Below are 14,619 nucleotides of genomic sequence, written 5' to 3' on the forward strand. Positions count from 1 at the left end.
CACGACGTGCACACACCACGCAAGACGCAGCCAACGAAACGGCAAACGAAGAAGACAACGACCCCCAAACCCCGCCGCACAGGTTAAAGATCAAGTTAGGGGATGTCACAGGTCGGCAGCAAAGGCCCCCGTGTTCCTCCGGCCGGGACACCGGACACAGCGGGAACAGGTACGTTCGAATGCGTGGCTGGATTCAGGATCGGACGCGGCCGGGACAACAACCGCACCCCGCAACAACAACCGCAGCAGGCGCCTCCGCCGCCGTACGGGCAGCAGCAGCAGTACGGGGGCCAGTACGCGGGCGGCCAGGCGGCGCCCTCGTACCCTCCGCAGCAGCAGTGGCAGCAGCACCAGCAGCCACACGGCGAGCCGGAGTACTTCGGCGACCCGCACCCCCAGGCGCACCCGCAGCACCCGCAGCAGCAGCCGGGCGGGTACGCGGCGGGTGACCCGTACGCCGACAACCCCGGTCACACCCGGGCCTTCAGCGTCGGCGACGACCCGTACGGCGACGGCTCCACCTACCGCGCCGGCGCCGCCCCCGTGGCCCCCGCGGGCCCGCGCCTGCACTGGAAGGACCTGCTGAGCGGCATCGTGCTCCGCCCGGGCCCGACGTTCCTGCAGATGCGGGACTACCCGGTCTGGGGCCCGGCCCTGACCGTCACGTTCCTCTACGGACTGCTCGCGATCTTCGGCTTCGACGAGACGCGCAAGGAGGCGATCAGCGCGCCGTTCGCCACCGTACTCGGCTCCGTGCTCATCACCGGCGTGGTCTTCGTCATCGGTGGCCTGATACTCGGCGCCGTCACCCACACCCTGGCCCGCCAGCTCGGCGGCGACGGCGCATGGCAGCCGACGGTCGGCCTCTCCATGCTGATCATGTCCCTGACGGACGCACCGCGGCTGGTCTTCGCCCTCTTCCTGGGCGGCGAGAACTCGCTGGTGCAGGTGATCGGCTGGGTGACGTGGCTGGCGGCGGGCGCGCTGTTCACGACGATGGTCGGCAAGTCCCACGACCTGCCGTGGCCGAAGGCGCTGGGGGCGTCGGCGATCCAGCTGATCGCACTGCTGTCGATCATCAAGCTGGGAACGATCTGATACGAGCGGATACGGGAAAGGCCCCCACCCGAACCGGGTGGGGGCCTTGCTGTGCGTGTCAGGCGTCCAGAACCTGCCCGCTCCGCTGGACGACGGGCTTCTCGACACTCCAGGGAAAGTTGATCCAGTCGTCGGTGCGCTTCCAGACGTACTCGCACTTCACGAGGGAGTGCGACTTCTCGTAGATGACGGCGCTGCGGACCTCGGCGACGTGGTCGACACAGAAGTCGTGGACGAGCTTGAGGGTCTTGCCCGTGTCGGCGACATCGTCCGCGATCAGGACCTTCTTGTCGGAGAAGTCGATCGCGTTGGGCACGGGCGCGAGCATGACGGGCATCTCGAGGGTCGTCCCCACGCCCGTGTAGAACTCCACGTTCACCAGGTGGATGTTCTTGCAGTCCAGCGCGTACGCCAGCCCGCCCGCGACGAAGACCCCGCCACGCGCGATGGACAGCACTATGTCGGGCTCGTACCCGTCGTCCGCGATGGACTGTGCGAGCTCACGGATCGCGCCGCCGAACTTCTCGTACGTCAGGTTCTCGCGTACCTCACTCATCGCGTGCCCGCCCTCACACCTGCGTCCGATGGAAATTCATGAACGACCGCGAGGCCGTCGGCCCGCGCTGCCCCTGGTACCGGGAGCCGTACCGCTCACTCCCGTACGGGTGCTCGGCCGGCGAGCTCAGCCGGAACATGCACAGCTGCCCGATCTTCATCCCCGGCCACAGCTTGATCGGCAGGGTGGCCAGATTCGACAGCTCCAGCGTGACATGCCCGGAGAACCCCGGGTCGATGAAGCCGGCGGTGGAGTGCGTGACCAGCCCGAGCCGCCCGAGGGAGCTCTTGCCCTCGAGCCGGGACGCGATGTCCTCGGGCAGCGAGATGACCTCGTACGTCGACGCGAGCACGAACTCGCCGGGGTGGAGGATGAACGCCTCGTCGCCCTCCGGCTCGACCAGCCGCGTCAGGTCCGCCTGCTCGACGGCGGGGTCGATGTGCGGATAGCGGTGGTTCTCGAACACCCGGAAATAGCGGTCGAGCCGCACGTCGATGCTCGAGGGCTGCACCATCGAATCGTCGTACGGGTCGATACGCACCCGTCCCGCGTCGATCTCGGCCCGGATGTCCTTGTCTGAGAGAAGCACGCCCCGAGGATACGCAGAGCGCGCGGGCCCGCCCCAATCGGGCGGATCCCCGCGCGCCACCTCGACCACACCTCAGCGCTTCTGCAGCTCCACCGCCCGGCCGATCTGCTCGGCCTTTTCGACCTTCTCGACCTTCTGGACGGGCACGGCATGCCTCAGCCGCGCACACCGGGGACACCGGATGAGCCGCCCGGGCCCGATCCGGCCGGTACCGAGCTGCTGCATCGGGAACGACGAGGTGGTGAACACATGCCCTTCGGCACAGCGGACGACGGTGCGCTCCGTCGAGTCCATCGGGTCCATGAAGTCCCTTCCCCAACACGTGGACGAGATAGCCACATTAGGGGATCAACAGGACACCACTCCACGCGGCGCTCCGTGCCCCAAAAGTACGCCCCACCCCTCCACCACCCCGCGCACATCCCCCACTCCGACGCGACTCCGACACGACTTCTGCGCGTCTCCGGTGCGGGGCCCTGACAGCCCGAAGGCCCCTCGGCTCAATACACCGGGGGCCTTCGATGGGGTACAGTGTGCGACGGTGCGGTGCCGATCAAACGGCCCGCTGTGCGGGTGTAGTTTAATGGTAGAACATGAGCTTCCCAAGCTCAGAGCGCGGGTTCGATTCCCGTCACCCGCTCCATAGTTGAAGGCCCAGGCCAGGGACATGATCCCCAACCTGGGCCGTTTGTTGTCTAGACCGATTCAGACGTCGTGCACCACCTCCGCACTACCTGCCCCCTGTTTTGCCTGGTCGGAGTGCTTCGTTCGCTGCTCCCGCACCTTGCGGTCGAGCCCCGCCGCAACCTCCTTCTGTCGGTCCAAGTTCGAGTGCTGATAGATCAGTGCCGCCTTCTCCGAGGACTGGCCAGCACGCACCATCGTGTCCTTGAGCGTCGCCCCGGACTGGGTCGTCAGGGTGTGGCCGGTGTGGCGAAGGTCGTAGAAGCGGAAGCCGTCGGGCATGCCGACCTTGGCCCGCGCCCTCCTCCACTTGCGGCCGAAGCTGGAGCGGCGGAACGGCTTGCCCTTCTCCCCCACGAACAGCAGCCCGTCCGGTCCCTTCTCCGCGTACCACTCCAGGTGCCGCCGCAGGTCGGTGTGGAGGAACGGCGGCAGCACAAGGAGCCGTTTGCCCGCCTCGGACTTGGTCGGGCCCTCGGCACGCTTCCCCGTGCTGAGCTCCGGAGCCGCCTTGCGGACACGGATCGTCATGTTGTCCAGGTCAACGTCCTTGCGCCGTAGCTCTGCCTGCTCCTCAGGACGCGGAGGGCCGTACGCCCCGAGGTAGACCATGAGGCGCCAGCGCAGCCCGATGGCGTCCGCCAGGGCGTCCACCTGCTCAACGGTTGCCGTCTCGCGCTCGGCGGCTTCCTCCTTGCCCGCGCCTCTAATCCGGCAGGGATTGCGGCGAATCAGTTCATCGTCGGCCGCGGTCTCCAAGATGGCCTTGAGGGTGTTTGTGCGGCTCGGTTCGCCCCGTTCCGGCTGCGTCGGGCCGGCCACCGGTTGCTCGACTGCTCTTTCGCCGCGCTGGCCGACTGTCCCGGTGCTGCTTGTCACAGCCCCGTGCACCTTTCGGGGCACGTTGTAGATCATGTACGCTCCCCGGTCACCCAGTGGGGTCGATTATTTGTTCGTGCATTCAGGGGAGGGGTACATGAAGACGCGCGTGTTCAGATCAGGCGTCAAGGCGCTGCTCGCGATTGTCGCGGCCTTCGGGATGGTGCTGGCCGCCAACGGGCCGGCGATGGCGGCCGACACGTGGAAGTACTACCGGAGCGGTATCAACGGTGACAACTGGGACATCGAGTTGTGGCGCGACGGCACCCTCCGCGGTTGGGGGTCGTTCAACGCCGACCCGTACGGCGGCATCAACCCCGTCCCCGGGGACGCGTTCCAGGCCTGCGACCAGTACGCCGACGGCAAGGGGATCGAGGTCCAGCGCAAGTTCGAGGGTGGGTCGTGGCACGTCATGGCCAGCACGCGGGGCGTCAGCTCGCCCTACTGCACCATCTGGGAGACGGACAACATGCCGGAGGAGACCTTCCTGGCCGTCCGGGTGTGCATCGTCGAGGGGACGAGCCAGACGTGCTCGGCGGAGCGGTGGACCTGGGCCTGACGGGCGCCTTGGGACCGACGTAGGTAGGGGAACGGCCGCGGTGCTGATGCACCGCGGCTTTCCTGTGCCGTCGGCTTTGGCGCTGCGATAGCAGGGGTGGTTGGCTGACCGCCTGCTCCGTCTTGACTGGGTGCTCGCGGTTCCTCGTTGTGGGTGGGCTGGTGCACTGGTCGCTGCGCCGGTTGGCGCCGGGGTGACCCCTCACCGTCCGCCGTGGTCGTCCGCAGAAGTGGATGCCGTGCGGCAGCTGGCGCACCTCCCGGGCTCCGTCGCTCCGACGCGCACCACCCTGCACCACCTCCGCACCACGGCGGAGAACCACGGTCAACCACGGAGACACCCGCCGATCGTCGAGTGACACGAACGGCATCATCGACGCAGCTCACCAGCCCATACCCCGAGATCATTGTCAGGATTCCCAAGCTCAGAGCGCGGGTTCGATTCCCGTCACCCGCTCTTGCAAGGAGGTCCAGGTCAACGACCTGGACCTCCTTTGTTGTCTAGACCTCTCCGGCCCCGCGTGCCACCGTTCGCGGTGGGGCCCTTCGACGTATGCGGTCTCAGCCTGCGGCCTGCCCGTCCGCAGGCGCCGTGACGGGTTCTTCCGGTGCCGATGGCAGGCCACGGAGTCGGCTCACGGGGGACAGGACGAGCGCGATCAGCACGGCGGCGGATCCGGTCGCCGCCACGGTCAACGCGTCCTGGGCGCCGATCCGGCCGGACAGCAGACCCGCGGACAGGCCGCCGAGTGCGCCGCCGCCGAACAGCAGGGTGCGGAAGACCGCCGTCATCCGGCCCATCATCGACTGCGGGGTACTTGCCTGGCGCAGACTGACGATGATGACGCCGGCGACGCCGAGTCCCAGGTAGGTGGTGAAGAAGGAGAGGACGAACATCCCAACCATCACCGGCCGGGGGCCGATGGCCAGGACGATCAGCATCGGGCCGATGAGAAGGGCCGACTGGGCGACCAGGTAGACGAGACCGAGCCGGAAGCGCCGGATGACCTTCCGGGAGATCGCCGCGCCGATCAGTCCGCCCACGGAGGCGGTGGCGAAGATGCCGCCGAGGGTCGTCGAGTCCAGGTGCAGGTCGCGTGTTCCGTACAGCAGGAACATCGTCCATACGGTGATCATGGAGAAGTTGCAGCAGAACCCGATGAGCGCAAGGGACCGCAGGACCGGGTTCTTCAGCACCCAGCGCAGGCCGTCCCGGAGTTCGGTCGGCACGTGCCGTCGTACGGCCGGGGACGAGGGGCTTGGCTCGGGCGTGCGGATGAGCAGCAGCGAGACCACGGACACCAGATAGGAGAACGCGTCGACGATCAGCGCCACGGGTGCGGTCAGGGCGCCGATCAGGACACCGGCGAGCCCGGGTCCCGCCACATCGGCCGCCGAAGAGCTCATCCCCATCTTGGCGCCGGCTTCGACATAGTGCTTGGGATCGCGCACGAGAGTGGGCACGTACGACATCCAGCTCACGTCGAACAGCACCGACGCAACGCCGACCGCGCAGGCGATCGCCAGGAGCGAGGCCATGCTGAGCGCGTCCGTCCAGTACAGGACGGGCACGAGGGCCAGCAGGATCATCCGGACGAGGTTGGCGCCGAGCATGATCCGTCGCCGCCGGGCGCGGTCCACCCACACCCCGAAGACCAGGGCGAGTCCGAGGTACGGGACGAGTTGCAGGAAGCGCAGGACACCGACCTGCTCATCGGTGGCGTTGAAGGCGAGGATCGCGGTCAGCGGCAGGGCGAGGTTCGTGACCTGGGTGCCGAGGAGCGAGAGTGTTTCGCCGAGCCAGAACTTGAGGAAGCCGACGTTGCGCCAGAGGCTTTCCGCAGACGGTTCTACGGTGCGTGTCTGTGCGGCGGTCATCGCCGCCCCTGGCCGACGAGGTCCGCGACCGCGTCGGCGACGTGGTCCACCTCCTCCTCGGTGTTGTAGTAGTGCGGCGACAGGCGCAGACACCATTCGACGCCCTTGTCCGCGAAGTCGAACTGCGCGAACTCACGGAAGCTGAGTGCCGAGTTGATGCCGCGGGCGTCCATGGCTGCCTTGAACGGCTGCGGCTGCCAGCCCTCCACGCCGAAGGTGACGAGCGCGGCAAGACGCGGTCCGCGGTCGAGCACGCGCACCCCGGGTATGGGTTCGAGCCGGTCGCGCAGCCGGGCCGCGAGCGCCGGTGTGCGCTGTTCGATCGCATCGATACCGACCTTGCGGGCATAGCGCGTCGCGGCGGCGCTGCCGAGCACCGTGGCGTACGGGAACTCCCACTCCTCGAACCGGGCCGCCGTCCCGACGGGCTCGTAGCCGCCCGGCTCCGTCCAGCGGGCACCGTGCATGTCGATGAACAGCGGTTCGTAGCCCGCGCGCAGGACGCGATCGGAGACGTACAGGAATCCGGAACCGCGCGGGCCGCGGAGGAATTTGCGGCATGTGGCGGTGAGGAGGTCGCAGCCGATCTCTTCCACATCGATGACGAACTGGCCCACCGACTGGCAGGCATCGACCAGGTAGAGCAGGCCCAACTCACGGCAGTGGCGGCCGATATGGGCAACCGGCGAGACCAGACCCGAGTTGGTGGGGACATGAGTGGCGGACACCAGGCGCGGGCGGTGGGTCCGCATCAGCGCGGCCATCGCCTCCACATCGACCCCGCCCTCGGGCGTGTCGGGCGCGTGGACGATCCGTACGCCGAATCGCTTGCGCAGGGACAGGAAGGCGATCTGGTTGGAGACGAAGTCGTCGCGGGTGGTGAGGATGACGTCGTCGGCCTCGAACGGGATCGACGACAGGGCGTTGGCGTAGGCGTGGGTGGCACTGCCCGCGAAGGCGATGTTGTCGGGCGTGGTGTTGATGAGGGCGGCGATCTCCGTGTAGAACTCGCGGACTTCGGCGGCTCGGGCGGCCGACGCCTCGTAACCACCGATCCGTGCCTCGAGGTTCAGATGGCCGACCATCGCGTCGAGGACCGGGGCTGCCAGCAAGCCACAGCCTGCGTTGTTGAAGTGGATGACCCGTCGGCACCCCGGAGTGTCGGCCCGCAGGGTGGCGACGTCCAGCTGAAGTGCTTCCGGAGCAGATCCAGTAGCGCTATTCTCATCTCTCATGAATGACGGTAGCACTTCTGATGAGTTGGCCGACAGTCTTCGTACGCTGCTCTCCCGGCTTGCGCCCGGCGACCGGTTGCCGAGCAGCCGGGAGTTGATCAAGGAGTACCGGGTCGGCCCTGCGACCGTGGCGCGGGCCATCGCCGCACTGGCCGCCGAGGGCGCGGTGGTGACTCGTCCGGGCAGTGGGACGTACGTGGCGCAGCGCACCCGGCTCGGCGACGAAGCCACTGCCACCGACACGGCCTGGCAGACGGTCGCCCTCACCGACCGCGCCGTCGACACCCACCTGATCGCCGACCCGCTCGGCCCGCCGCCGGCCGGGACGATCACCATGGACGGCGGTTATGTGCACCGCTCGCTCCAGCCCACCCGGGCCCTGAGCGCGGCGCTGGCGCGGGCGGCACGCCGCCCGGACGCCTGGGACCGCGCCCCGGCCGGCGGCCTGATGGCGCTGCGCACCGTGTTCGCCCACATCATCGGCGGCAGTGTGGCACCGGAGGACGTGCTCGTCACCGCGGGCGGACAGAGCGCGCTGTCGATCGCGTTCCGGGCCATCGCCGGGCCCGGCAGCCCGGTCCTGGTGGAGTCACCCACCTATCCCCGGGCTCTGGCCGCGGCCCGCGCCGCAGGGCTGCGGCCGGTGCCGGTGCCGCTCGACGCCGACGGCGTCCGGCCCGACCTGCTGGCCGACGCGTTCGCGATGACCGGCGCACGACTGCTGTACTGCCAGCCGACCTACCAGAATCCGACCGGCACCGTGCTGGCGCCCGAACGGCGCAGCCAGGTCCTCGATGTGGCGCGCGCTTCGGGCGCGTTCGTGATCGAGGACGATTTCGCGCGGCACCTGGGACACGGCGGCGCCGTGCCGCGGCCGCTGGTTGCCGACGACCGCGACGGCACGGTCGTCTACGTGACCTCACTCACCAAGCCCGCGGCACCGAGCCTGCGGATCGGGGCACTGGTGGCCCGCGGGCCGGTGATGGAGCGCATGCGGGCGGTGCGCCTGGTCGACGACTTCTTCGTCACCCGCCCGCTGCAGGAGGCCGCGCTGGAGGTGCTCAGCTCCCCCTCCTGGGACCGGCACGTCCGGTCTCTCGGCATGGCGCTCCGGGAGCGGTGCGCCGTGCTGGCCGCCGCGGTCACCCAGGAAGTCCCCGGCGCGGCCTTGGCCGCGCTGCCTACGGGCGGACTCCACCTGTGGGTTCGCCTGCCTCCCGGCGTGGACGACACCGTACTGACGAGCGCCGCCCGGCAACGCGGCGTCGCCGTGAGCGCCGGCAGCCGCTACTTCGCCACCGAGCCGCCGGCGGCTCACCTGCGGATCGGGTTCGCCGCCACAGCCGACCACGCCGAGCTGACCGAGGGTGCACGTCGGCTGGGAGCCGCGCTTGCGGATCTCGGCCCTGGGCAGGAGTGAGGCGCATGAAAAGCATCGGCCTCTGTGTGGCCGAGTCGCAGTGGAACTGCGCAGGCTGAACGGCCGAACCGGTCGGCTGTCACTGCCGAAAAGCCATGTTCTGGCAGCAGCGACAACGGCGGGCGGGCAGCGATGCCCGGAGCAATCCGGAAGAGCACCGGACCCGACGCCCGGCATCGCCCTTTCCGACCAGGACAAGCTCACCCTGCGGACCGCCGCGTACGGCGCCATCTCGCTGCTGGCCGCCGCTGACGCCACCGGCTCGCCCCATAAGATCGCCACCGAGGGCTCCATCGCCCTGTCCTCCGCGACCGGCCTGGTCGGGCACGTGCTCGCCGAGAAGCCGCAGGGCGCGAAGCTGGACGGCAAGTCCGTAGCCGCGATCGCCGACCAGGTGCTGCCGGCCCTGACGGCAGCGACGGGCCTGCTCAAGAAGGCGGATCCGGCGGAGGCCGACAACTTCCGCAGCACCGTCCTCGTCGCCATCGAAACGGCCACCCAGGCCCGCAAGGGCGAGCCCAGCCCCACCCTGACCGACATGACCCGCAAGATCACCGAAGCCCTCGACGCCTCTTAAAGCTCCTGACAGAAGTCGCTGACGGTGTGACGGTCGACTGGATACTCATTGGTCTGGTCATGGGAAGAGGGAGTCGCGGCCGGGGATCGTGTCGGACGAACCGGGGCTCGCCTTGTTCGTTACGGCGTGTTCGTGAAGGAGCGTCGGTAGGAGCGGGGCGGCACTCCCCGGCGGCGCACGAACTGTTCGCGCAGGACGGCCGCGCTCCCGTATCCGACGCGGTGGGCGATCTCCTCGACCGGCAGGTCCGTGGTCTCCAGGAGCTCCTCGGCGCTGCTCAGACGCAGGCTCCGCAGCCAGGCGTGGGGGGTGGTGCCGGTCGCGGCGGTGAAGCGGCGGGCGAAGGAGCGTTTGCTCATCAAGGCACGCCGGGCCAGTTCCGCGACGGGAAGCGGCTCGTGGAGGTTCTCGCGGGCCCACGCGAGTACCTCGGCGAGACGCTCGTCGCGACAGTCTTCGGGGACGGGGGCGGCCAGGTACTGTGCCTGCCCGCCGTCGCGGTGAGAGGGCAGCACCACGTCCCGGGCAACAGCGTTGGCCATCGCGGCTCCGTACTCCCGCCTCAGCAGGTGCAGGCAGAGATCGAAGCCCGCGGCGGCTCCCGCGCCCGTGATGATGCGTCCTTCGTCGATGTAGAGGGCGTCGGGTTCGACGGTGACGTTGGGGTGGCGGCGGGCGAGCAGTTCGGCGAACCGCCAGTGGGTGGTGGCCCGTCGACCGTCGAGCAGTCCGGCGGCGGCGAGCGCGAAAGCGCCGACGCAGTGGGCCGCGACCAGTGAGCCGCGCTCGTGTGCGGCCGACAGTGCATCGAGCACGGCGGGAGCGGGTGGTGTGCGGAAGCCGGCCCACGGCAGGGCGATCACCAGATCGGCTGAGGCGAGCCGGTCCAGGCCGTGCGTGATGGTGAGCGGCACGCCGAGGTCAGTGGGGACCGGCCCGGGCCGGTCGGTGCACAGGGCGAAGTCGAAGCCGGGCAGTGTCTCGCCGTGCGGGCCGAAGACCTCGGTGACGATGCCGACGGCGAGCATGCCGACTCCGGGCGGGGTGTACGCGGCGACGGTCACGAAGGGAGGCACACGTGCAGTGTGGCACTGATCCTGCGATCAGCGGCAGCTGTGCCACTCGTGAACGATCGGCCTGCCCGGAAGGATTGAGGCCATGACAGACGCACCGCTCGGCCGCAGCGCCGTGTACACGATCCTGACCACCGGATACGTCGGCTCCACCGGCCCCGGAGTCGCCGCCACCGTCTCCTACGTATCCGACGCCGGCCGGCATGTGATCTTCGACCCGGGCATGGTGGCGAGTCGCGACCGTATCCTCGCCCCGCTCGACGAGTTGGGGCTCGGCCCCGACGACATCACCGACGTGGTGCTCAGCCACCACCACCCGGACAACACCATGAACGTGGGCCTGTTCGGACGGGCCCGGGTGCACGACCACAAGGTGGAGTACCTCGGCGATCAATGGAGGAACCGGGATGCGGAGGGTTACGAACTCACCCCGTCGCTACGGCTGATCCGCACCCCGGGCCACAGCGCCGAGGACATCACACTGCTGGCGGGCACGGACTCGGGCGTGGTCGCCTTCGCCGGTGACCTGTGGTGGCACGCGGACGGCCCGGCGGACGACCCAGTAGCCCCGGACCGTGCGGTGTTGCGCGCCTCCCGGCTCCGGGTGCTGACCGCCGCGGACCTGATCGTGCCCGGCCACGGCGGCCCGTTCAGGGCCGACGACACCACGCCACGCTAGCCGCTCTGTCCGGTGTGGGCTGCGGAATCCCGTCCGGTCAAGCTTCGGCGACCCGCTGTCACAGGACAGCCGCCCGCAGCGTCGTCAGCAAGGGTGATTCCCAAGCTCAGAGCGCGAGTTCGATTCCCGTCACCCGTTCTTCGAACGAAGGCCCAGGTCAGCGACCTGGGCCTACGTTGTCGTCCCGGCACCCCCGACGACTCCCACCCCTGATCGACAGGGGCCCGACCGCTAGAGTGAACACCCGTACGTAGAAACACGCGTACGAACGGCGCGACGAGCGGGGGCTCAGGATGCGGAACGCCGATCTGGACGTCTCGGAGGACGGCCTCACCAGACTGGCGAACGACCTCGACGAGATGCAGCGCTATCTGGAACAGCAGACCCGCGCAATGGACGAGGTCGTCGACAGGATCGCCGCCGGCTGGCAGGGCCCCACCGCAACCGCGTACCGCTCCCTCCACCGCGGCGTCGCCGAGGACGCCGTGCGCATCCGCCAGGTGATGATCCTCCTCGAAGCGGCCATGCGCGCCTCGCGCGACGGCTTCACCGAACAGGAGCTCGACACCCTGGCCCGGATACGGCGGATGCAGGAGGGCGAGGACGTGTCCGCCGCCGCCCGCGCTCTCACCGTGCCCGACCCGGCGCCCGCGCCGGATGCCGGCCGGCCGAAGAGCCGCATTCTGGACGTCTGAACCACGGGGGATCAGCACAATGCCGGACGAAGACCGGATCACCGTCGACTTCGCCACCCTGCAACGCCTTTCGGGGAACCTGGAGGACATCCTCCGCACCCTCAACGAGAAGCTGGACACGCTGTACGGGCGGGCCACCAAGGTCGTACTGACCTGGGACGGCGAGGCCCGTGAGGCCTTCATCGACGAGCTGGACAAGTGGAGCCACTCCGCCGACGACCTCAAGGCCGCCCAGGCCTGGCTCCACGAGGTCGTCGTCAAGGGGCACCTCAACTACGCCGCGGCCAACAGGTCCGTACTCGAAGGCTGGGGAGGCGGCGCCTGATGGCCGGCCCCTCCGCCCCCGCCCAGTCACCGGGCGGCAACGGCGCCATCGACGTCAAGCCGAGCGACCTCTGGTCGGTCTCCGGCCGGGTCGCCGCGCAACAGGACTTCCTGGTGCGCGGGGCCAACAAGCTCCTGGAGGAGCTGGGCAAGTACCCCGACGCCGGAGGCGCCGGCACCGAGGCCCAGAAGTTCGCCCAGGCGTACAAGAAGATCGGCAACCGCTGGCTGGAGGTCTGGGGCCGGTCCGTACTCAGCGTAGGCGGCGTCGCGGTCGGGTTCACCGAGACGGCCAACGCCTACACCAAGGCGGACGCGGCGGCCCACCCCAAGCCGGGACAGACGGCCGAGCAGCGCCCGCGGCCCGCGGTCATCGACAAGGCCCCGAACTTCGCCTCGGTACCCGACATCAAGTGGGGCGACGACGACGGAGGCGACGACATCCTGCGCGGCCTGATGGAGGGCATCCCCGAGATCGTCCGGGACGTCCTCCAGCCGCTGTGCAAGCACGTGTTCCGGGTCGGAAGGGTGGCGGACGTCCACCCCTTCCCGCAGCAGCACTACCTCAACTCCCTGTGCCACAGCTGGATGAACGTCTCCATCGTCGCGACGACGGGGGCGGACCAGCTCACCCAGGCCGTCGGCACCATCACCAATCACCAGCAGGCCGATTGGGAAGCCGCCATGCGGACCTTCTGCAGCGCCCTGTGGGGCGCGACGGCATGGGGACAGCAGCGGCACGGCTACCAGTGGGGCCAGACGGCCAACTCCGGCCCGGGCACGCCCCGCGTCCCCACGGGCAGCGAGCCGGTGATGACCGTGCTCAAGGACACGGCCGACGACATCGCCACCATTCTGCGGGAGTACGCGGAAGCCGCCGTCGACCTGAACCGCGACGTCGCGGACGAGCTCCACCGCGCCATGTGGAAGGCCGCCAAGGAGATCCTCGAGGACCTGGCCAAGCCCAAGGACCCCAAAAGCATCCTCACCACCGTCACGTCCGCCATCGGCAAGGGTGCGGGCCTGGTCCTGTCGTTCGACGTCAAGACCGTCCTGAACATCGACACGGCCAAGCTGAACCGGATCGTCGACACGTACACCGGCATCCTGGGGGGTCTGACCACCCGCATGGAGGCGCTGAAGGAGCCGCTGGACGAGGCGTACCTGAGCGCCCCCAAGTTCGAGGCCGGCGTTGCCCGAGCGCACGGCTTCGGCATGCGGGCCCTGGAGGAGTTCAAGGACTCGCAGGTCTGGCTGAAGGTCGACTCGGCCGGCAGGTACGACCTGAACCTCGGCGCCAACGAGTACATGGCGGACGGCCACACGCTGGACAAGCACGTCGGCAAGACGGACGAGCAGCTGGCGCAGCGTCTGCGCGACCAGCAGTCGAACGGCCCGACGCAGGCCTGGCCGCACGGCAAGCCGATGCCCAGCGGCTCTTCGGCCTTCCCGAACTACCAGCGGGCGGAGGAGCTGACCGAGTACAACCTCAACCAGAACAAGGCCGCCATCGAGGCATGGATCAAGGGCCCGCCACCGCCGGAGGAGGGAAAGGTCCAAGACTTCCATTCGACCGCGCCGAACGGCGAGACCAGCGGCCGCAGCGTGAGCAAGCAGCCTGTGGACCCGAACGACCCGCTGTCCGGGTACAAGCAGGGCGGCATGAACGCCAAGGCGTACGACGTGACCGGCATCGACACGCGGATCCGGTACGACAGCAGCCGCACCCCGCCGTTCACCGTCATGACGTCGATGCCCTCCAAGTCCTAGTGCCCCGCCGAGAAAGGCCGTCACCACATGTCCGTCGACCAGGCCGCCTGGGAAGCCGCAGTACGTCACCTGTACGAGGACGCGTACCCGTACGACGCCACGGGCCCACGCCGCCACGAGGACTGGATCCTCGACGTCCTCGCGCTGATGGCCCGGGTCCCGGACCCGCGGGGCTGGACCGGTCTCGACGACGCGGCGCAGAACCCTGAGCGCGAGGCGTCCCCCACGTTCCCCTTCGCCGTCCACCCCCCGGAGTACGTCGCGGAGCGTCTCCAGGAGATCGACCGGGACAGCGCCGAGAACCTGCTGCTGGCCCTCACGGACGACAGGTGCACCCTGTCAAACCTGGAGCGCTTCACGGAGAGCGAGGAGGAGCTGCGGGCTATGGCGCGCACGATCCTCGCGCGATACGGGGACGCTGCCGGCTATTACACCAACGTCAACAGGCCCGGCCACGTGCGCGGCACGCTCGACTTCACGTCGTCGGGGTGGGCGTACAGCCCGCTGAGCGTCTACTCGGAGGACTACGGCCTGATCGTCGTCTCGGACACCGAGGTGGGCATGTTCTGGAACTTCTCCGACTACTGATCCGGCTGCCGATCCC

At 69.0% G+C, this 14,619-nt stretch carries 15 protein-coding genes, 1 tRNA gene and 1 pseudogene; 10 read left to right on the forward strand and 7 right to left on the reverse strand.

Going from position 1 to position 14,619, the window contains the following annotated elements:
- The first annotated feature begins 183 nt into the window (after positions 1-183).
- Positions 184-1,098 (forward strand): Yip1 family protein, encoded by a 915-nt coding sequence (locus ACWCXB_RS30320; RefSeq protein ID WP_450726955.1) that lies wholly within the window; start codon positions 184-186, stop codon positions 1,096-1,098.
- A 58-nt stretch (positions 1,099-1,156) separates the two neighbouring features.
- On the opposite strand, the gene ACWCXB_RS30325 is transcribed toward ACWCXB_RS30320, so the two are convergent.
- The 3 genes from ACWCXB_RS30325 to ACWCXB_RS30335 form a co-directional block, all read right to left on the reverse strand.
- The gene (locus ACWCXB_RS30325) at positions 1,157-1,654 is read right to left on the reverse strand and encodes a phosphoribosyltransferase (protein WP_450726956.1); all 498 of its coding nucleotides are present in this window, start codon (positions 1,652-1,654) and stop codon (positions 1,157-1,159) included.
- Between the two features lie 13 nt (positions 1,655-1,667).
- Positions 1,668-2,243 (reverse strand): dCTP deaminase, encoded by a 576-nt coding sequence (dcd, locus tag ACWCXB_RS30330; RefSeq protein ID WP_450726957.1) that lies wholly within the window; start codon positions 2,241-2,243, stop codon positions 1,668-1,670.
- 72 nt (positions 2,244-2,315) lie between these two features.
- On the reverse strand, positions 2,316-2,537 hold the full coding sequence (locus ACWCXB_RS30335) for a hypothetical protein (protein ID WP_450727036.1): 222 nt from the start codon (positions 2,535-2,537) through the stop codon (positions 2,316-2,318).
- Positions 2,538-2,812: 275 nt separating this feature from the next.
- Between ACWCXB_RS30335 and ACWCXB_RS30340 the strand changes: the two genes are divergently transcribed.
- Positions 2,813-2,886: transfer RNA gene (locus tag ACWCXB_RS30340), tRNA-Gly, on the forward strand.
- Between the two features lie 62 nt (positions 2,887-2,948).
- On the opposite strand, the pseudogene ACWCXB_RS30345 reads toward ACWCXB_RS30340, so the two are convergent.
- A pseudogene (locus ACWCXB_RS30345) lies at positions 2,949-3,698 on the reverse strand (tyrosine-type recombinase/integrase); the annotation flags it as partial.
- 205 nt (positions 3,699-3,903) lie between these two features.
- Between ACWCXB_RS30345 and ACWCXB_RS30350 the strand changes: the two are divergent.
- A complete protein-coding gene (locus ACWCXB_RS30350) occupies positions 3,904-4,365 on the forward strand; it encodes a hypothetical protein (RefSeq protein WP_450726958.1) in 462 nt (153 codons plus the stop codon).
- Between the two features lie 560 nt (positions 4,366-4,925).
- On the opposite strand, the gene ACWCXB_RS30355 is transcribed toward ACWCXB_RS30350, so the two are convergent.
- The gene (locus ACWCXB_RS30355) at positions 4,926-6,242 is read right to left on the reverse strand and encodes an MFS transporter (RefSeq protein WP_450726959.1); all 1,317 of its coding nucleotides are present in this window, start codon (positions 6,240-6,242) and stop codon (positions 4,926-4,928) included.
- On the reverse strand, positions 6,239-7,477 hold the full coding sequence (locus ACWCXB_RS30360) for an aminotransferase class V-fold PLP-dependent enzyme (protein WP_450726960.1): 1,239 nt from the start codon (positions 7,475-7,477) through the stop codon (positions 6,239-6,241). The genes ACWCXB_RS30355 and ACWCXB_RS30360 overlap by 4 nt, the downstream gene beginning before the upstream one ends.
- Between ACWCXB_RS30360 and ACWCXB_RS30365 the strand changes: the two genes are divergently transcribed.
- Positions 7,476-8,897 (forward strand): aminotransferase-like domain-containing protein, encoded by a 1,422-nt coding sequence (locus ACWCXB_RS30365; RefSeq protein ID WP_450726961.1) that lies wholly within the window; start codon positions 7,476-7,478, stop codon positions 8,895-8,897. The genes ACWCXB_RS30360 and ACWCXB_RS30365 overlap by 2 nt on opposite strands.
- A 40-nt stretch (positions 8,898-8,937) precedes the next feature.
- Positions 8,938-9,474 (forward strand): hypothetical protein, encoded by a 537-nt coding sequence (locus ACWCXB_RS30370; protein ID WP_450726962.1) that lies wholly within the window; start codon positions 8,938-8,940, stop codon positions 9,472-9,474.
- Positions 9,475-9,593: 119 nt separating this feature from the next.
- Here ACWCXB_RS30370 and ACWCXB_RS30375 read toward each other — a convergent pair whose 3' ends face one another.
- On the reverse strand, positions 9,594-10,502 hold the full coding sequence (locus ACWCXB_RS30375; protein WP_450727037.1) for a GlxA family transcriptional regulator: 909 nt from the start codon (positions 10,500-10,502) through the stop codon (positions 9,594-9,596).
- Between the two features lie 130 nt (positions 10,503-10,632).
- Between ACWCXB_RS30375 and ACWCXB_RS30380 the strand changes: the two genes are divergently transcribed.
- The 5 genes from ACWCXB_RS30380 to ACWCXB_RS30400 all read left to right on the forward strand — a co-directional run bounded on the left by ACWCXB_RS30380 (position 10,633) and on the right by ACWCXB_RS30400 (position 14,603).
- On the forward strand, positions 10,633-11,226 hold the full coding sequence (locus ACWCXB_RS30380) for an MBL fold metallo-hydrolase (RefSeq protein ID WP_450726963.1): 594 nt from the start codon (positions 10,633-10,635) through the stop codon (positions 11,224-11,226).
- A 293-nt stretch (positions 11,227-11,519) separates the two neighbouring features.
- A complete protein-coding gene (locus ACWCXB_RS30385) occupies positions 11,520-11,921 on the forward strand; it encodes a WXG100 family type VII secretion target (protein WP_450726964.1) in 402 nt (133 codons plus the stop codon).
- Positions 11,922-11,940: 19 nt separating this feature from the next.
- Positions 11,941-12,246 carry a WXG100 family type VII secretion target gene (locus ACWCXB_RS30390; RefSeq protein ID WP_450726965.1) on the forward strand — a complete coding sequence of 102 codons (306 nt, stop codon included), beginning with the start codon at positions 11,941-11,943 and terminating at the stop codon, positions 12,244-12,246.
- A complete protein-coding gene (locus ACWCXB_RS30395) occupies positions 12,246-14,015 on the forward strand; it encodes an RNase A-like domain-containing protein (protein ID WP_450726966.1) in 1,770 nt (589 codons plus the stop codon). Before ACWCXB_RS30390 ends, ACWCXB_RS30395 begins: the two co-directional genes overlap by 1 nt.
- A 27-nt stretch (positions 14,016-14,042) precedes the next feature.
- Positions 14,043-14,603 carry a hypothetical protein gene (locus ACWCXB_RS30400; protein ID WP_450726967.1) on the forward strand — a complete coding sequence of 187 codons (561 nt, stop codon included), beginning with the start codon at positions 14,043-14,045 and terminating at the stop codon, positions 14,601-14,603.
- The last annotated feature ends 16 nt before the right edge of the window (positions 14,604-14,619 follow it).

It is taken from the genome of Streptomyces sp. NPDC001514 (assembly GCF_053597075.1).